This window comes from Duganella sp. Leaf61 (assembly GCF_001421905.1).
GTDB lineage: Bacteria > Pseudomonadota > Gammaproteobacteria > Burkholderiales > Burkholderiaceae_D > Rugamonas > Rugamonas zoogloeoides.
Genome location: NZ_LMLM01000028.1, coordinates 152,739 through 169,170, shown reverse-complemented (window position 1 = coordinate 169,170; position 16,432 = coordinate 152,739). Strand labels below are relative to the sequence as shown.

Below are 16,432 nucleotides of genomic sequence, written 5' to 3'. Positions count from 1 at the left end.
CCTTCTCTGCGTCATTGCCGCCCGCGCGGCGTGCGCAACACGCCGTCGCGCGAACGCGATAACGAGGAAAAACAGGACGAAAAAAAAGCCACCCGGGTGACACCAGGTGGCTTTTTGCTGAGCTAACTCAGATTACTGCGCAGCAGCAGCCGCTTCTTCAGCAGCAGCTTTCATCGACAGCTTCAGGCGGCCGCGGTCGTCGGTTTCCAGAACCTTGACGCGCACTTGCTGGCCTTCTTTCAGGTAGTCGGCCACGGCGTTCACACGCTCGTTGGCGATCTGCGAGATATGCAGCAGGCCGTCTTTGCCTGGCATTACTTGCACGATGGCGCCGAAGTCCAGCAGTTTCAGCACGGTACCGTCGTAGGTTTTGCCCACTTCGACCGACGCGGTCAGTTCTTCGATGCGGCGCTTGGCTTCCTGGCCGGCAGCAGCATCGACGGAAGCGATGGTGACCACGCCTTCGTCGCTGATGTCGATCTGGGTGCCGGTCTCTTCGGTCAGCGCGCGGATCACGGCGCCGCCCTTGCCGATCACGTCACGGATTTTTTCCGGATTGATCTTGATGGTGATCAGGCGCGGAGCGAAATCGGACAGTTCCGTTTTCACGGTTGGCATGGCTTTTTGCATTTCGCCCAGGATGTGCTCGCGGCCTTCCTTGGCTTGCGCCAGTGCCACTTGCATGATTTCCTTGGTGATGCCCTGGATTTTGATGTCCATCTGCAGCGCGGTGATACCGTTGCGGGTACCGGCTACCTTGAAGTCCATGTCGCCCAGGTGATCTTCGTCGCCCAGGATGTCCGACAGCACGGCAAACTTGCCGCCGTCCTTGATCAGGCCCATGGCGATACCGGCCACGTGCTCTTTCATCGGTACGCCCGCATCCATCAGCGCCAGGCAGCCGCCGCAGACCGAAGCCATCGACGACGAACCGTTCGATTCGGTGATTTCCGACACCAGGCGCACAGCGTAGCTGAACTCGTCAGCTTCCGGCAGCGCGGCGATCAGCGCGCGCTTGGCCAGGCGGCCGTGGCCGACTTCGCGGCGCTTCGGCGTACCGACGCGGCCGGTTTCGCCGGTGGCGAACGGTGGCATGTTGTAATGCAGCATGAAGGAGTCGGTGAACTCGCCCATCAGCGCATCGATCTTTTGCGAATCGCGGGCGGTGCCCAGGGTTGCAACGACCAGGGCCTGGGTTTCGCCACGGGTGAACAGTGCCGAACCGTGGGTACGCGGCAGGACCGAGGTGCGGATCGAGATCGGACGCACGGTGCGGGTGTCGCGGCCGTCGATGCGTGGCTCGCCTTCGAGAATCTGCGAACGCACGACCTTGGCTTCCATGTCGAACAGGATGTTGCCAACTTCGACGCCATCCGGCGCCGCGGCGCCAGCGGCAGCCGCTTCGGCGCCCAGTTCAGCGACGACTTCCGAGTGCATCGAACGCAGCTTGTCGGTACGGGCCTGCTTGTCGCGGGTTTGATACGCTTCGCGGATTTTCGCTTCGGCGAAATGGGTCACGCGGCCGATCAGCGCTTCGTTTTTGGCTGGCGCGGTCCACACTTGCTCAGGCTTGCCGCCGTCGCGTACCAGGTCGTGGATGGCGTCGATGACAGCTTTCATCTGGGTGTGGCCAAAGACCACGGCGCCGAGCATGATTTCTTCGGACAGCTGCTTGGCTTCCGATTCCACCATCAGCACGGCCGCTTCGGTACCGGCAACCACCAGGTCCATCTGCGAGGTTTTCAGCTGTTCAACCGTCGGGTTGAGAATGTACTGGCCATTGGCGTAACCCACGCGGGCAGCGCCGATCGGGCCGTTGAACGGTACGCCCGACACGCACAATGCGGCCGAGGCGCCGATCATCGAAGCGATGTCGGGATCGATTTCCGGGTTGACCGACAGCACGTGAATGATCACTTGCACTTCGTTCATATAGCCTTCTGGGAACAGAGGGCGGATAGGACGATCGATCAGACGCGACGTCAGGGTTTCTTTTTCCGAAGGGCGGCCTTCACGTTTGAAGAAACCACCGGGAATCTTGCCGGCTGCATAGGTCTTTTCAAGGTAATCGACGGTCAGCGGGAAGAAGTCCTGGCCCGGCTTGGCATCCTTGCGCGCCACCACGGTAGCCAGTACGACGGTGTCTTCAATCGACACCAGCACTGCGCCAGAGGCTTGGCGAGCGATTTCGCCGGTTTCCAGCGTGACCGTGTGCTGGCCGTACTGGAAGGTTTTCGTAACTTTATTAAACATGGGTAAATCCCTTTCTATTTGCCGACAGATTTTCAGGCGCTGTCGTTCACCTCACCACGGGCGGCATCTGTGGCTGCCGCCTTTGCTACACTTGCTCTTTACCACCATGCCAGCTTGTCAAATGACTATTCCAGCTAGCAATTTTTTCGTCTGCACCAATGACAAAATGCCTGCGACAGTAAACTGGCGCAGGCATTTCTTTTGAAGCTAAGGGCGCAATAAAATTACTTACGCAGACCCAGTTTGGCGATCAGATCGCGGTAACGGGTAGCGTCCTTGTTCTTCAGGTACGACAGCAGGCTTTTACGACGGTTAACCATCATGATCAGACCGCGACGCGAGTGGTGATCCTTGCTGTGGGCCTTGAAGTGGCCGTTCAGTTCGTTGATGCGGGCGGTCAGCAGTGCAACTTGCACTTCTGGCGAGCCGGTGTCTTTTTGGCCACGGGCGTTGTCCGCGATGATCGCGGCTTTGTTGATGTTTTCTACGGTCATGATATTTACCTTTAACATGCGGTGCGCGGAGTCTGAACCCTGCCCACCGTGATTTCAAAAAAACTGGTCCGAAAAGACCAGACCCGCAAGTATAGCGGAAAATGGCCTGCATGTACTCATTGAGTACGACAATTGCTGAATATTCTGCCCTCCCGTGAGTAGGAGCAGTCCCACGTGCAGCGTGGTAGTGCGCCGACGTTAAATCAGCTATGTGATTGATATGATCCGCCCCATACCGTCACGCAACTTTTTTTATGGAGTAGTCATGTCTTTCCGCACCCCGTCCGCCCGTACCGCCATCTATACCGCCTCCCTGCTGGCGCTGTCCACCGTCTCCGCGCTGGCATTTGCCCAGCCGTCGCCGGCACTGGACCGCGCCAGCCTGTCGGTGGGTGCGTTCTACACCGAGCCGCGCATCAAGGTCGAGGGCGACACCGAGTACGGCCGCATCGACACCGGCACCTACAAGGGCGATAAAACCACTCTGCCACGCGTCAAGGCGTCGGTACTGATCGGCGATTCGCACGGCTTCGACTTCGACTACTACCGCTACGACAAAGACTACAACCCCGGCCTGTCCGGCAGCACCAACTTCAACGGCCAGCCGCTGACCGGCAACGGCCGCCTGAACGCCAAGCTGCGCCTGGACCTGGCCAGCATCGCCTACAAATGGTGGCTGGGCCAGGGCAATGACGTATTCGGCATCGGCATCGGTGGCGCCTACTACCGCGCCGGTATCGAGGGCACGGCCAATGGCTCGATCAACGGCGTTTCCGGTAACGCCCGCTACGACGAAAGCGAAAGCGCCTGGGCGCCGCTGCTGGAACTCGGTTATCGCCACCAGTTCTCGCCGGAAGCACGTTTTTATGCCAATGCCAACGGCATCAAGAAAAACGGCGGCAACGTCAATGGCCATATTTACGGCGGCTCGGTCGGCATGGAATGGTATGTGACGCCGATGGTGGGCGTGGTGGCGGAATATACGGCCTCCAAGATCAGCCTGCGCCGCGACCGCGACGACACCGCCGTCAATGTGCGCCTGAACGGCCCTGCTGCTTACCTCAAAGTGCGCTTCTGATCTTTCCCCGCTTTACGCTTGCTGTGGTAACGCGTGGACTTGTCCGCGCGTGCCACACTCCCCTCCTCGCCTTTCAGTCATTCGATTGATTATTTTTACACCTCCCAGCGTTTGCGGTTTTGGCAACATGTAGAATTGTTGTCATTCATAAACCTATTTCATTCCCATGAAAAAAGCTCTCGCAGTGCTGGCGTGGTCCCTGTTTGTGTTACCGGCCATGGCGGCCACTTCCATGGCTCATATCCAGCCCGGCAGTTGCGAAAAGCCGGCATGGCCGCGCGAGTCGCTGCGCGCGCTGGAAAAGGGCCGCGTAATCCTGGCGTTTCTGGTCGGTGAAGACGGCAAGCTGCACGAGACGACCGTGCTGCGCTCGAGCGGTTTTGCGCGCCTCGACCGCGCTTCCGTCGAGGGCCTGGCGCTGTGCCAGTTCAAGCCCGCCATCGAAGACGACAAGCCCATCGCCGCATGGGCACGCATCGCCTACGTCTGGACGTTCGAAAACCAGGGACTGAGCTCGTCGGAACTGTCGACACTGGAACGCAGCGCGCGCCAGGGTACCGCTGCCAGCCAGTTCGAACTGGGCAAGATTTACCTGAGCGGCCGTGCGGGCAAACGCAATGTGGAAGCCGGTACGCAGTGGATACGGCGCGCCGCGGACCAGGGCCTGGCTGGTGCACAGGTGGCCATGGCGCTCACGCAAATCAGTTCCAGCCGCTTCAACAATGCCTCGGAAGAGACCGTGGACTGGCTGCGCAAGGCCGCAGCGCAAGACCATCCGGCTGGCCTGTACCTGCTGGCGCGGGTATTGATGGCCCAAGGAAAAATGGCAGAAGCCCAGCCCCTGATGGACCGTGCGGTGGCGCAACAGCATCCCGAGGCGATGTCGCTGGTGGGCGTGCAGTTGCTCGACAGCGGACGCAGCGAAGACTTGCCACGCGCGACCGCCCTACTGCAACAAGCGGCCGCCAAGGGTGACAACAACGCCCACTGGATGCTGGCCGAAAGCTACGCGATTGGCCGGGGCCTGCCGCAAAGTAACGAGCTGGCGGTGGAACACTTCCGGCCAGCCGCAATCGCCGGCATCGGCCCGGCCCAGCGCGAACTCGGATTGGCTTATGCCAACGGCAAAGGCATCAAGCAGGATGCGGCACTGGCCAAACTCTGGCGCGACGCCGCTGATGAGACCGACAAGCGCAAGGCCAGGGCGGAGGCCGAGGCACAGGCCAAGGTCAACTAGGAACCGGCAGCGCCAAACAACTCGGCCAGCGCCAGCTTGCCGCTGGCCGGCACCTCCAGCGCGCGGCTGTCGGTGCTGCGCCGCAACCATCCGCGCTCGATAAAATTGTCGAGCAGCGCCACTGCCAGCGGACCGGCGAAGTGATCGCGCCGCTCGGACCAGTCCACGCAGCCGTACAGTTGCCGCCTTGCCGGCACGCCCTCGACCGGCAGCGCCACACCCAGCGCCAGCACGCGCTTTTTGCCTTCCGGTGTCAGCGGAAAATCATGGGCGCCCGGCGTAACCCAACCGCGCGCGATGAAACACCGGCACAAGTCCACGCCCAGCACGCCGGCCAGGTGGCCGTAGCACGTGCGCGCGTGACGCAGCCCGGTCATGGCCGGCGCCTGCCAGCGCGTGGTTTCGGGCAGCGCGCCGTCGGCTACGCGCAGCAACGCTTCCAGCGCGTGCGCGACATTGGCGTCGGCCAGCATGTAATAGCGATGCCGCCCCTGGGCGCGCACGCGGGCCAGGCCTTCGTCCACCAGCAGCTTCAAATGCTGCGAAGCCGTGGGCGCGGCGACGCCGGCGTGAGCGGCGAGGTCGGTGGCGGTGTAGTAGCGGCCGTCGAGCAGGCGCGACAGCATCAGCGCCCGCGTGGGGTCGCCGATGGCGGCGGCCACGCGGGCAAAGCGTGTTTGCGCGGCGGTGTTCATGCCCGGTCCGGCGCAGGAGGCATAGTCGGCATGACCGGCTTGATCGGCATGACTGGCGTGGTCGGCGTGGCCGAGGGAGCCGATGTGGGGCGCACCTGCGGCGGGTGACACGGCGGCGCCTGCTCGCGCTCCATCAGGCCGTAGTCACGCACGACCTCGGCCACGCGCAGGCGGTAATGCTCGAACACGCCGGCGCGGCCGGCCGACTGGGCGGCGCGGTGCGCCTCGCGTTCGCGCCAGGCGCGCACCGCCGCCTCGTCGCGCCAGAAAGACAACGACAGCAGCTGGTCCGGATCGCCGATGCTGGTATAGCGCTCGACCGAGATGAACCCATCGACCTGCGCCAGGAGCGGCCCCAGCTGCGCAGCGCGCGCCAGGTACTCGGCGCGGCCAGCCGCGCTCGGCACAACTTCAAATATGACGGCAATCATTGCGCGCCCTCCGGCAAGAATATGGTGGCGCCATTGTAGGCCAGCGGCGCCTGCTTCACCGTGCCACCAGCGCCAGCGGCGGCAGGCAAAACGCGCCCTCGACCGCCTCCACAAAAGTACGCCGCTCGCGCAGGATGAAACGCTGACTGCGGGCCAGCTCGAAATTGGCCCGCGCCTCGTCGTCGGCGCGCAGCCTGGCGCGATAGGCCTCGTAAGCCGCCAGCGACTCGAAAGCCACCAGTCCCCACGCCTCGTCGTTGGTGCCTTCATGCGGCAAAAAGTAGCCAAGCAAGTGGCCGCCCAGGCGCGGAATGATGCGGCCCCAGTTTTCGGCATACACGCGGAAGGTATCGCGCTGGAACGGGTCGATCTGGTAGTGGATAAAGCAGGTGATGATCATGCTGGCCTCTGGTCGTTGAAAGTACCGACAAGATAGCCTTGGGCGGAATCGAATGCTTCGGCGTGGAACGAAGTATGCAGGATGATGCGGGTAACAGGCGGCATGTGCCAGCGGCGCGGCCTGGCAGCGGGCCGCTGGTGCAGTCCGCTGCCAGGCGCAAGGGTCAGCGATGGCTGTCGTCGTCCTCGATCTCGGTCTGAATCACGCTGACCGGCTTGCCCTTGGCCAGGCGCCAGACCAGCACTGCGTAGCCTGACAGGCCGTATGCGACAAACAGCGGGAACATCACCTTGGGTGGGTCGATCGAGATCAGGGCGAAGAACAGTGCGATCAGGAACACCGTGATGAACGGTACCGACTTGCGGAAGTTGACGTCCTTGAAGCTGTAGAACGGCACATTGGTGACCATGGTCAGGCCGGCAAATACGGCGATGCCCCACGATACCCAGGCCAGCTCGAGGCCGGAAACTTCCTGGTCCACCATCAGCAGCACGAAGCCGGCCACCAGCGCGGCGGCCGACGGTGATGGCAAGCCCTGGAAGAAGCGCTTGTCCACGACGGCGATATTGGTGTTGAAGCGGGCCAGGCGCAGCGCGGCGCCGGCGCAATAGACAAAGGCGGCGATCCAGCCCAGCTTGCCCAGGCCGCGCAGCGACCATTCGTAAATCACCAGCGCCGGTGCGGCGCCGAACGACACCATGTCGGCCAGGCTGTCGTACTGGGCGCCGAATTCGCTCTGGGTGTTGGTCAGGCGCGCAACCCGGCCGTCGAGACCGTCGAGCACCATGGCAATAAAAATCGCCCAGGCCGAGTATTCGAATTTCTGGTTCATCGCCATGACGATGGCGTAGAAGCCGCAGAACAGCGCAGCGGTGGTAAAGGCGTTGGGCAGCAGGTAGATGCCGCGTGGGCGGGGACGGTCGAGGTCTTCCCCCCTGGCCCTGCGCGCAAAACGGCTGAAACGCGACGTCTTGGGCAGTTTGGCTTTGGCAGCGGCGTTCTTGGCGCGGCGACGCGGGAAGTTCGGCATAGGGTTCCAGTTCGGTTAATATTCTTGTTGCGTCATCATTATAGAGGCCGAACGTGAAAAAGGGGCCGCATCCGGCCCCCTCTTTCTATATCGACATTCTATTTGAAGCGCACCTTACCCACCAGGCGCATTTCCAGCGTGGTCTCGCCCGGCTCGAAGCTCGGCTCGGCGACTTCCATGCTGTCGGCGGCCTTGGCGCGCATCATCATCGGCGCGGCGCGGGCGCCTTCCTGGGCGTAGTTGCCCGACCCTTCAAAATCGACCGTTTCGAGCACGGCGTCGCCCACCTTGCGGCCCATGGCGGTAGCGATCGAGTTGATGCGCTCGTTCAGATTTTTATACGTGGCGGCGATGCGCTGATCGTCGAGCTTTTTGGTGGTTTCCGGCGCCAGGCCGAAATTGAGGTTATTCAGGGTCAGCACCTTCTGGGCGGCGGCGGCGGTTTTCGGCAGCGCTTCCAGGTTGGTGGTGGTCACTTCCACGTACTGGCCCACGCGCCACGAAGTGGGCACGCGCGGCTTGGCCACCTGCCCAGTCGGCAATGGGCGGTCTTCCGGGTACACCGGATAGGTGTAATAGCCCTGGGTTTTCAGGCTCGCTTGCGGGTCGGCCTTTTTCAGGATATCGACGCCCTGCTTCATTTTCTGGTTCACGCGCGACGCGGCAGCAGCCTTGTCCTTATCCTGCTCTTCGATGGCAAAGGTAGCAACGGCCTGGTCATTGGCATGCTTGACTTCACCGAAGGCCGGCACGACGACCAGCGCGCCGGTGGTCGGCAGCGCTTCGGCGGCATGGGCGGCGCCCGTCAGTGCGAATGAAACTGCTGCGGCGGCGGCGAGGTGTTTGATGACGGTCATTGCATACTCCAGTTAAGTTTAAGACAAAACAAACTTTAACTGAATTTACATGACGCAACTGTAAGACATGGTGAGTGTTTGTAACAAAGCGCACAATGACGAACGAAAAAAAGCCGGCTCGCGCCGGCTTTTCATGAGCAGAAAAACGCTTAGTTTTTCGACTGGTCAACCATCTTGTTCTTGGCGATCCAAGGCATCATGGCGCGCAGCTTGGCGCCGACTTCTTCGATCTGGTGTTCCGAGTTCAGGCGACGACGCGAGATCAGGGTTGGAGCACCGGCCTTGTTTTCCAGGATGAACGACTTGGCGTATTCGCCGGTCTGGATGTCTTTCAGGCACTGACGCATTGCGTCCTTGGTGGCCGAGGTAACAACTTTAGGACCGGTCACGTACTCGCCGTATTCGGCGTTGTTCGAGATCGAGTAGTTCATGTTGGCGATGCCGCCTTCGTAGATCAGGTCAACGATCAGTTTCAGTTCGTGCAGGCATTCGAAGTACGCCATTTCCGGAGCGTAACCAGCTTCGGTCAGGGTTTCGAAACCAGCTTTGATCAGCTCGACAGCACCACCGCACAGCACGGCTTGTTCGCCGAACAGGTCAGTTTCGGTTTCTTCGCGGAAGTTGGTTTCGATGATGCCGGCACGGCCACCGCCGTTGGCCGATGCGTACGACAGGGCGATGTCACGGGCGGTGCCAGACTTGTCCTGGTACACGGCGATCAGGTGAGGCACGCCGCCGCCCTGGGTGTAGGTAGCGCGCACGGTGTGGCCTGGGGCTTTCGGAGCAACCATGATCACGTCGAGGTCGGCGCGTGGCACGACCTGGCCGTAGTGCACGTTGAAGCCGTGGGCGAAGGCCAGTACCGCGCCTTGCTTGGCGTTCGGGGCGATGTTTTCGTTATAGACCTGGGCGATGTTCTCGTCCGGCAGCAGGATCATGATGACGTCGGCAGCTTTGACGGCGTCGTTCACTTCCGCCACTTTCAGGCCGGCTTGTTCAACCTTGTTCCACGAAGCGCCGCCCTTGCGCAGGCCAACGGTCACGTTGACGCCCGACTCGGACAGGTTTTGTGCGTGTGCATGACCTTGCGAACCGTAGCCGATGATGGCAACGTTTTTACCCTTGATCAGGGAGAGGTCGGCGTCTTTGTCGTAGAAAACTTTCATGATAATTCCTTGGTATTTTGTATGGTAAACAGGTACTTGCTGTATGCGGTACCGGGATTAAACTTTGAGGATGCGTTCGCCGCGTCCGATGCCGGAACCGCCGGTGCGTACCGTCTCAAGAATCGAGGCGCGGTCGATCGAATCGATGAACGCGTCGAGCTTGCTCTTGGCGCCGGTCAGTTCGATCGTGTAGGACTTTTCGGTGACGTCGATGATGCGGCCACGGAAGATATCGGCCGTGCGCTTCATTTCTTCACGTTCCTTGCCCACGGCGCGCACCTTGATGAGCATGAGCTCGCGTTCGATGTGCTGGCCTTCGGTCAGGTCCACCACTTTCACCACCTCGATCAGGCGGTTCAGGTGCTTGGTGATTTGCTCGATGATGTCGTCCGAGCCGCTGGTGACGATGGTCATGCGCGACAGGGTGGCGTCTTCGGTCGGCGCTACCGTCAGCGTTTCGATGTTGTAGCCACGGGCCGAGAACAGGCCGACCACGCGCGACAGCGCACCGGCTTCGTTTTCCAGCAAGACAGAGATAATGTGTCGCATGTTATAAGTCCTCCGAACCGAGCAGCATTTCAGAGAGGCCCTTGCCTGCCTTGACCATCGGCCACACGTTTTCCGACTGGTCGGTGATGAAGTTCATGAACACCAGCTTGTCTTTCATGCCGAAGGCATCGCGCAGCGCGCCATCGACGTCGCCCGGTTTTTCGATGCGCATGCCGACGTGGCCATAGGCCTCGGCCAGCTTTTCGAAATTCGGCAACGAATCCATGTACGACTCGGAGTAGCGCGAACCGTAGTCGATCTGCTGCCACTGCCGGACCATGCCCAGGAAGCGGTTGTTGAGCATGATGATCTTCGGCGTCAGGTGGTATTGCTTGCAGGTAGCGAGCTCCTGGATGCACATCTGGATCGAGCCTTCGCCGGTGATGCATGCAACGGTCGCGTCCGGGTTGGCCATCTGCACGCCCATGGCGTACGGCAAGCCCACACCCATGGTGCCCAGGCCGCCCGAGTTGACCCAGCGCTTGGGCTTGTCGAACGGGTAGTACTGTGCCGCCCACATCTGGTGCTGGCCGACGTCGGACGTGATGAAGGCATCGCCCTTGGTCACTTCCCACAGTTTTTGCACGACCGATTGCGGCTTGATCACGAGATCCGAATCGGCAAATTTCAGGCAGTCCTTGCCGCGCCATTCGGCGATCTGCTTCCACCAGTCCTTGACTGCAGGAACATTCGGCTTGGCTTCGCTGGCGTCGAGCTGGGCCAGGAATTCGATCAGCACGTCCTTGACGTTGCCGACGATCGGAATATCGACCTTGACGCGTTTCGAAATCGACGACGGGTCGATATCGACGTGGATGATCTTGCGCGGGTGCGAGGCGAAGTGTTTCGGGTTGCCGATCACGCGATCGTCGAAGCGGGCGCCGATGGCGATCAGGACGTCGCAGTGCTGCATCGCCATGTTTGCTTCATACGTGCCGTGCATGCCGGGCATGCCGACGAAGTTCTCGCTCGAGGCGCGGTAGGCGCCCAGGCCCATCAGCGTGTTGGTGACCGGGAAGCCCAGCTTGTCCACCAGCTTGTTGAGCTCGTCGGATGCGCCGGCCAGGATCACGCCACCGCCGGTGTAGATCATCGGGCGTTCGGCTTGCAGCAGCAGCTGGACGGCCTTGCGGATCTGGCCCGCGTGGCCCTTGTCTACCGGTTTGTACGAACGCATCTCGACCTCTTTCGGGTACGAGAACGTCGTCTTGTGCATCGAGATATCCTTCGGGATGTCGACCAGCACGGGGCCGGGACGGCCGGTGCGGGCGATAAAGAAGGCTTTCTTGACGGTTTCCGCCAAATCCTTGACGTCTTTGACGAGGAAATTGTGCTTGACCACGGGACGGGTAATGCCGACCGTGTCGCATTCCTGGAAGGCATCCTGGCCGATGGCGTGGCTGGGCACCTGTCCCGAGATCACGACCATGGGGATGGAATCCATGTAAGCGGTGGAAAGACCTGTGACGGCATTGGTGACACCCGGACCGGACGTGACCAGCGCGACACCAACCTTGTTCGAGCTGCGCGAATAGGCATCGGCAGCGTGGACCGCAGCCTGCTCATGGCGTACCAGGACGTGTTGGAATTTGTCTTGCTTGAAGATGGCGTCGTAGATGTACAGGACGGCGCCGCCGGGATAGCCGAAGACGTGTTCAACGCCCTCTTCCGCGAGGCAGCGCACCAGTATTTCGGCGCCAGTGAGTTGACCACTAAGTTGTTGCGAAGATGCTTCGGTGTTCATGAAACATTCCTTTCAAGGTCCATTGGAGATTGATCGGATGTTCTTCCCTCGCGAAATATGCCTACCCCTACAGCTTGCCCAACGTCCCTTTGTCATGCGGTCACGTCCACCTCTTCCGCCAACCGTAGTGACGGGCAAAATGGCGCTAAAACGCATATAGTCGTTTCGCTGGAATTCTGTAGCGGTTGTGCCTACCTCTCGCGCTTGTGGCGCGGGTCAGAACAAACTGCCTACATATGAAAGCGCGTCATGTCGATGGCGGCGTTGTGTGCCTGCTGCGAGATGACCATACAGCTTCGGGGTGTTCAAAGCGTCCCATACGGTACACCCGATGCACCATGTTGAGCAAGAACAAAGTAGAAAAAGGCCTGTTACCGGTGCAAAAAGTGGGTGGAATGACGTAAAACCATGCAAATGCGTGGGATTTTTGCTAGGATGCGGTCAGTTTTCCACAACCTCCAGCATGGCCACAGACAAAGAACTCTCCGACTTCCTCGAGAACGTCGAACGGCGCGCCTTCAAGCAAGCGGTGTACGCGGTGCGCAAGGACGAATCGGCCCTGGACATCGTGCAGGACGCGATGATCAAGCTCGCCGAAAAATACGGCGACAAGCCGGCCGCCGAGCTGCCCATGCTGTTCCAGCGCATCCTGCAAACCACCATCCTCGATTACTTCCGCCGCGAAAAGGTCCGCAATACCTGGGTCACGCTGTTTTCCGGCATGGTTTCGTCCAAGGACGGCGACGAGGACTTTGATATACTCGAATCTTTCTCCGAGGAAGGTTCTGAAGCCGCCGAATCGTCCGCCGACAAGGTCGAACGCCAGCAAATGCTGGAATTGATCGATAACGAGGTTCAAAAGCTTCCGGCACGTCAACGAGAAGCGTTCCTGATGCGTTATTGGCAGGACATGGATGTGGCTGAAACAGCCGAAGCAATGGGATGTTCCGAAGGGAGCGTGAAGACGCATTGCTCACGCGCAACTCACGCACTGGCCGCCTCGCTCAAAGCCTTGGGAATTAAATTATGAACACCGACGATCTGAACTTCGCGTACAAGGTACGCCACGCGCTCAACGAGCGGCTCGACGACCTGCCCGCCTCCACCACCGACCGGCTGGCGCAGGCGCGCAAGCTGGCCATGGCCCGCAAGAAAGCTCACGTGGCTGCGCCGCTCACCGTGCGCCAGGCCCGGTTCGCCACCGCTGGCCATGGTGATAACGGCGGCGTGCTGTCGCAAAGCTTCGGCTGGCTCGGCCGCATGGGCGTGGCGCTGCCGCTGCTGCTGCTCGTTGGCGGCCTCACCGGCATCTACCACTTCGAAGAGCAGCAACGCATTGCCGACCTGGCCGAGATGGACGCCGCCGTGCTGTCCGACGAGCTGCCGCCCACGGCCTACCTCGACCACGGCTTCAACGCCTACCTGGCGCAGAGCGAGCAATAATGGCGGTCAGTGGTTCGGCCGGCATGGGCATTGCCGCACTGGCGGTGTTAGCGGTAGCAGCAGGTGGTGCGGCATGGGTCGGTCCGAGCGCGAACGCGCCTTCGGCGCTCACGGCGGTTGTGCCCGGCGCGCCCGGCGTCCCTGAAAAAACCCTGTGGAAAGACCTGACGCCAGCGCAAAAAATCGCGCTCGAGCCGCTGGCCGCCGAGTGGGACAAGGTCGAACCGATCCGCAAGCAGAAGTGGCTGGCGATCGCCAAGCGCTACACCGCCATGAAACCCGACGAGCAGTTGCGGGTACAGGAGCGCATGCGCGAGTGGGTGCGCATGACGCCCGAGGAGCGGCGCCAGGTGCGCGAAAACTTTGCACGCGCGCAAAAGGTCGATCCGTCGAAAAAATCCACGCAGTGGGAAAATTACCAGCAACTGTCCGACGCGCAGAAGCAGCAACTGGCCGCCAAGGCAGCCAACTCCGCCAGCAAGAAGCAGCTGGCCAACCTGCCCACGCCGTCGCAAAGCAAGCAGCAGTTGCCGACGCCGATCAAGCCGCACCTGGCGCCGCCGGCCACACCATTGCCCGCACCAGCGCCGTGGCTCGATCCGGCCACCGGCCAGCCGTGGCCCGATGCGTCCAATATCGCGCCGGTCATTACGCCACCGGCGCCGGCCCCAGCTGCTGCGCCAGCGACGGTTCCCCAGCCTCCCGTCCCGCCGGCGCCCGTCGCGCCGACCATCCCCGATGCCACCAAATAACGTCACGACCTTCCCTACCGTCAAACGCCGCCTGGTATCGATGGTGTATGAATTCCTGCTGGCATTTGCCGTATTGTTCCTGCCCTTCCTGATTTTCGAAATGATCACCGGCGCCAGCCATGCGCCGCTGATCGAACACCTGCGCCAGGTGTTGTGCTTCGTGGTGCTCGGGGTCTATTTCGTCCACCAGTGGACGCGCGAAGGCCAGACCCTGGCCATGCGCACCTGGCGCCTCAAGCTGGTTCACCCGGGCCACGACCGCGTGGCGCCGCGCGTGGCGATGCTGCGTTACCTGTTGTGCTGGTTGTGGGTGCTGCCGGCGGTGATAGTCTGCGGCGTGTTAGGCTTGCAGCACTGGCAGGCGCTGGGCGCGGTGCTGGCAGGTGTGTTGCTGTGGTCTTTGACGGCGCTGTTCGACAAGGAGCGTCAGTTCCTGCATGACCGGCTGGCGGGCACGCGGCTGGTACAACTGCCGGCGCCGCCCAAAAAACAAAAGGCCGCTGTCGCGGCCAAGTGACTAGAACCGCTCGTGCTCCTGCACATAGCGCCACTCGCCTGACGGCAGGCTAGCCATCGCGATGCGGCCGACGCGGATGCGCTTCATCGATATCACTTCCAGGCCCACCATCTTGCACATGTGCTCGATCTGGCCGGGCTTCGGTCCCTTGACCGCAAAACGCAGGCGATTCTCGTTCTGCCAGCTGACCTTGATCGGCGCCAGCGGCTTGCCGTTGAACGGCAGGCCGTGATTGAGCAGCGCCAGGCCGTTGTCTTTGATCTGGCCGCCCACTTCCACGATGATTTCCTCTTCGATCTTGCTCGAGTCATCGACCAGCTTGCGCGTGACGCGGAAGTCCTGGGTGAAGATCAGCAAGCCGCTGGCCTTGGTTTCCAGCGGCGTGGTCAGGGTCAGGTTGGCGAAGTGGCGTTTTAACACGCGCTGGGCCGGCGCGGTGCGCGTGAGCGACGCGGGCTGGAGCAGGTGCAGCGCCTGCTGGCCATCCTTGCCGATGCCGCCATTCACGCCTGCCGGTTTATGCAGCAGCAGCGTGACCGGCACGATTTCCAGCAAGGTGGCGTCGTCGGCCACCGTGATCTGCTGCTCCGCCGTCACGCGCGCGCCGGCGTCTTCCACCACCACGCCATCGACGCTGACGTAACCGCCCTCGATATAGACCTCGGCCTCGCGGCGCGAGCAGGGGCGTTCCTCGGCCAGGCGCTTGGCCAGGCGGACGGTGTTGTCGTTGTCCTTGTCAGGGGTGTTCATCCGAAAAAATCTCCAAATACGGTAATCGCCCGATCGATATCGTCGCGCGTGGCATCCATGTGCGTGACGATGCGCAGCCGGGGCGCCATCGACACGCGGATGCGGGTCAGTTGCAGCACGTCGTTCAAACCCTGGCACACGAACGAGGGAATGTCGACGTAAAAAATATTGGTTTGCGGCGTGCTGACCTTGATCTTCTTCATCTTGGCCAGTTCGCCCGCGAAGTACGCGGCATTGGCGTGGTCGTCGGCCAGGCGGCCGATATTGTGCTCGAGCGCATACAGGCCACCGGCAGCAATCATGCCGGCCTGGCGCATGCCGCCACCGAGCATCTTGCGCCAGCGTTTCGCTTCCTTGATCAGCGGTCGGGTGCCGCACAGGATCGAACCCACCTGCGCGCCCAGGCCCTTCGACAGGCAGATCGACGCGCTGTCGAAACCGGCCAGCGCCTCGCGCGGACTCACGCCCAGCTTGACGGCGGCATTGCACAGGCGCGCGCCGTCGAGGTGGGTGGCCAGGCCCTTGTCATGCGCCAGCGTGGTCGCCTGGCGCGTGTAGTCGAGGCTGAGCACCCGGCCACCGATGGTGTTTTCCAGCGCCAGCAGGCGCGTGCGCGCAAAATGAAAATCGTCAGGCTTGATGTAGGCGGCAATGTCGTCCAGTGCAATGCCGCCATCGGGCTGGTTGATGATCGGCTGCGGCTGGATGCTGCCCAATACGGCCGCGCCGCCGCCTTCGTACTTGTAGGTGTGCGCTTCCTGGCCGACCAGGTATTCGTCGCCGCGGCCGCAATGGACCAGCAGCGCCAGCAGGTTGCTTTGCGTGCCCGATGGCGCGAACAGCGCATCTTCGTAGCCGAACAGGTCGGCCGCGTATTCCTGCAGCCGGTTGACGGTGGGGTCGTCGCCATAGACATCGTCGCCGACATCGGCCGCGTTCATGGCGGCGCGCATGGCCGCGCTGGGGCGGGTGACGGTGTCGCTGCGCAGGTCCAGCCACTTTTCATTATGCTCAGCCATCGTGCCCTGCCCCTTTA

The 16,432-nt window shown here is 61.6% G+C and carries 18 protein-coding genes; 6 read left to right on the top strand and 12 right to left on the bottom strand.

Going from position 1 to position 16,432, the window contains the following annotated elements:
- Window positions 1–132: 132 nt before the first annotated feature.
- Both pnp and rpsO read right to left on the bottom strand, forming a co-directional pair.
- Entirely contained in the window at window positions 133–2,253 is a 2,121-nt protein-coding gene (gene pnp / locus ASF04_RS15865) for a polyribonucleotide nucleotidyltransferase (RefSeq protein ID WP_056143607.1), read from the bottom strand.
- Between the two features lie 224 nt (window positions 2,254–2,477).
- The gene (gene rpsO / locus ASF04_RS15860; protein ID WP_026637007.1) at window positions 2,478–2,747 is read right to left on the bottom strand and encodes a 30S ribosomal protein S15; all 270 of its coding nucleotides are present in this window, start codon (window positions 2,745–2,747) and stop codon (window positions 2,478–2,480) included.
- Window positions 2,748–3,012: 265 nt separating this feature from the next.
- Here rpsO and ASF04_RS15855 point away from each other — a divergent pair, with 265 nt between their 5' ends.
- Window positions 3,013–3,825: a hypothetical protein gene (locus ASF04_RS15855; RefSeq protein WP_056143605.1), complete on the top strand. Its 813-nt coding sequence runs from the start codon at window positions 3,013–3,015 to the stop codon at window positions 3,823–3,825.
- 166 nt (window positions 3,826–3,991) lie between these two features.
- Window positions 3,992–5,062, top strand: coding sequence for a TonB family protein (locus ASF04_RS15850; protein WP_082488808.1), 1,071 nt, complete (start codon window positions 3,992–3,994; stop codon window positions 5,060–5,062).
- On the opposite strand, the gene ASF04_RS15845 is transcribed toward ASF04_RS15850, so the two are convergent.
- From ASF04_RS15845 to ASF04_RS15810, 8 genes are all read right to left on the bottom strand, one after another.
- Entirely contained in the window at window positions 5,059–5,757 is a 699-nt protein-coding gene (locus ASF04_RS15845; RefSeq protein ID WP_056143599.1) for a helix-turn-helix transcriptional regulator, read from the bottom strand. The two genes, ASF04_RS15850 and ASF04_RS15845, sit on opposite strands and share 4 nt — an antisense overlap.
- Window positions 5,754–6,188 (bottom strand): antibiotic biosynthesis monooxygenase, encoded by a 435-nt coding sequence (locus ASF04_RS15840; protein ID WP_056143596.1) that lies wholly within the window; start codon window positions 6,186–6,188, stop codon window positions 5,754–5,756. Before ASF04_RS15840 ends, ASF04_RS15845 begins: the two co-directional genes overlap by 4 nt.
- A 55-nt stretch (window positions 6,189–6,243) precedes the next feature.
- Window positions 6,244–6,588: an NIPSNAP family protein gene (locus ASF04_RS15835; protein WP_056143594.1), complete on the bottom strand. Its 345-nt coding sequence runs from the start codon at window positions 6,586–6,588 to the stop codon at window positions 6,244–6,246.
- A 163-nt stretch (window positions 6,589–6,751) separates the two neighbouring features.
- Complete coding sequence (gene pssA / locus ASF04_RS15830; RefSeq protein WP_056143592.1) at window positions 6,752–7,618, bottom strand: CDP-diacylglycerol--serine O-phosphatidyltransferase; 867 nt, start codon at window positions 7,616–7,618, stop codon at window positions 6,752–6,754.
- Between the two features lie 98 nt (window positions 7,619–7,716).
- Complete coding sequence (locus ASF04_RS15825; RefSeq protein WP_056143591.1) at window positions 7,717–8,475, bottom strand: SIMPL domain-containing protein; 759 nt, start codon at window positions 8,473–8,475, stop codon at window positions 7,717–7,719.
- A 149-nt stretch (window positions 8,476–8,624) separates the two neighbouring features.
- The gene (ilvC, locus tag ASF04_RS15820; RefSeq protein ID WP_056143589.1) at window positions 8,625–9,641 is read right to left on the bottom strand and encodes a ketol-acid reductoisomerase; all 1,017 of its coding nucleotides are present in this window, start codon (window positions 9,639–9,641) and stop codon (window positions 8,625–8,627) included.
- Window positions 9,642–9,698: 57 nt separating this feature from the next.
- On the bottom strand, window positions 9,699–10,190 hold the full coding sequence (gene ilvN / locus ASF04_RS15815) for an acetolactate synthase small subunit (protein WP_026637011.1): 492 nt from the start codon (window positions 10,188–10,190) through the stop codon (window positions 9,699–9,701).
- Window position 10,191: 1 nt separating this feature from the next.
- Window positions 10,192–11,934, bottom strand: coding sequence for an acetolactate synthase 3 catalytic subunit (locus ASF04_RS15810; protein ID WP_056143586.1), 1,743 nt, complete (start codon window positions 11,932–11,934; stop codon window positions 10,192–10,194).
- A gap of 463 nt (window positions 11,935–12,397) precedes the next feature.
- On the opposite strand from ASF04_RS15810, the gene ASF04_RS15805 reads away from it, so the two are divergent.
- From ASF04_RS15805 to ASF04_RS15790, 4 genes are read left to right on the top strand one after another with little or no spacing between them, the layout of a single operon-like run.
- Window positions 12,398–12,964, top strand: a complete 567-nt coding sequence (locus ASF04_RS15805) for an RNA polymerase sigma factor (protein WP_056143581.1) — start codon at window positions 12,398–12,400, stop codon at window positions 12,962–12,964.
- Entirely contained in the window at window positions 12,961–13,377 is a 417-nt protein-coding gene (locus ASF04_RS15800; RefSeq protein WP_056143578.1) for a DUF3619 family protein, read from the top strand. Before ASF04_RS15805 ends, ASF04_RS15800 begins: the two co-directional genes overlap by 4 nt.
- Complete coding sequence (locus ASF04_RS15795; RefSeq protein ID WP_056143574.1) at window positions 13,377–14,129, top strand: DUF3106 domain-containing protein; 753 nt, start codon at window positions 13,377–13,379, stop codon at window positions 14,127–14,129. Before ASF04_RS15800 ends, ASF04_RS15795 begins: the two co-directional genes overlap by 1 nt.
- Window positions 14,116–14,646 (top strand): RDD family protein, encoded by a 531-nt coding sequence (locus ASF04_RS15790; protein ID WP_056143571.1) that lies wholly within the window; start codon window positions 14,116–14,118, stop codon window positions 14,644–14,646. Before ASF04_RS15795 ends, ASF04_RS15790 begins: the two co-directional genes overlap by 14 nt.
- On the opposite strand, the gene ASF04_RS15785 is transcribed toward ASF04_RS15790, so the two are convergent.
- Window positions 14,647–15,396: an rRNA pseudouridine synthase gene (locus ASF04_RS15785; protein ID WP_056143569.1), complete on the bottom strand. Its 750-nt coding sequence runs from the start codon at window positions 15,394–15,396 to the stop codon at window positions 14,647–14,649.
- Window positions 15,393–16,415 carry a low-specificity L-threonine aldolase gene (gene ltaE, locus ASF04_RS15780; protein WP_056143566.1) on the bottom strand — a complete coding sequence of 341 codons (1,023 nt, stop codon included), beginning with the start codon at window positions 16,413–16,415 and terminating at the stop codon, window positions 15,393–15,395. Before ltaE ends, ASF04_RS15785 begins: the two co-directional genes overlap by 4 nt.
- Between the last annotated feature and the right edge of the window lie 17 nt (window positions 16,416–16,432).

Bases quoted from the DNA above. Each gene is read 5' to 3' on its own strand.
- pnp (WP_056143607.1), bottom strand. From the start codon at position 2,253: ATGTTTAATAAAGTTACGAAAACCTTCCAGTACGGCCAGCACACGGTC.
- rpsO (WP_026637007.1), bottom strand. From the start codon at position 2,747: ATGACCGTAGAAAACATCAACAAAGCCGCGATCATCGCGGACAACGCC.
- ASF04_RS15855 (WP_056143605.1), top strand. From the start codon at position 3,013: ATGTCTTTCCGCACCCCGTCCGCCCGTACCGCCATCTATACCGCCTCC.
- ASF04_RS15850 (WP_082488808.1), top strand. From the start codon at position 3,992: ATGAAAAAAGCTCTCGCAGTGCTGGCGTGGTCCCTGTTTGTGTTACCG.
- ASF04_RS15845 (WP_056143599.1), bottom strand. From the start codon at position 5,757: ATGAACACCGCCGCGCAAACACGCTTTGCCCGCGTGGCCGCCGCCATC.
- ASF04_RS15840 (WP_056143596.1), bottom strand. From the start codon at position 6,188: ATGATTGCCGTCATATTTGAAGTTGTGCCGAGCGCGGCTGGCCGCGCC.
- ASF04_RS15835 (WP_056143594.1), bottom strand. From the start codon at position 6,588: ATGATCATCACCTGCTTTATCCACTACCAGATCGACCCGTTCCAGCGC.
- pssA (WP_056143592.1), bottom strand. From the start codon at position 7,618: ATGCCGAACTTCCCGCGTCGCCGCGCCAAGAACGCCGCTGCCAAAGCC.
- ASF04_RS15825 (WP_056143591.1), bottom strand. From the start codon at position 8,475: ATGACCGTCATCAAACACCTCGCCGCCGCCGCAGCAGTTTCATTCGCA.
- ilvC (WP_056143589.1), bottom strand. From the start codon at position 9,641: ATGAAAGTTTTCTACGACAAAGACGCCGACCTCTCCCTGATCAAGGGT.
- ilvN (WP_026637011.1), bottom strand. From the start codon at position 10,190: ATGCGACACATTATCTCTGTCTTGCTGGAAAACGAAGCCGGTGCGCTG.
- ASF04_RS15810 (WP_056143586.1), bottom strand. From the start codon at position 11,934: ATGAACACCGAAGCATCTTCGCAACAACTTAGTGGTCAACTCACTGGC.
- ASF04_RS15805 (WP_056143581.1), top strand. From the start codon at position 12,398: ATGGCCACAGACAAAGAACTCTCCGACTTCCTCGAGAACGTCGAACGG.
- ASF04_RS15800 (WP_056143578.1), top strand. From the start codon at position 12,961: ATGAACACCGACGATCTGAACTTCGCGTACAAGGTACGCCACGCGCTC.
- ASF04_RS15795 (WP_056143574.1), top strand. From the start codon at position 13,377: ATGGCGGTCAGTGGTTCGGCCGGCATGGGCATTGCCGCACTGGCGGTG.
- ASF04_RS15790 (WP_056143571.1), top strand. From the start codon at position 14,116: ATGCCACCAAATAACGTCACGACCTTCCCTACCGTCAAACGCCGCCTG.
- ASF04_RS15785 (WP_056143569.1), bottom strand. From the start codon at position 15,396: ATGAACACCCCTGACAAGGACAACGACAACACCGTCCGCCTGGCCAAG.
- ltaE (WP_056143566.1), bottom strand. From the start codon at position 16,415: ATGGCTGAGCATAATGAAAAGTGGCTGGACCTGCGCAGCGACACCGTC.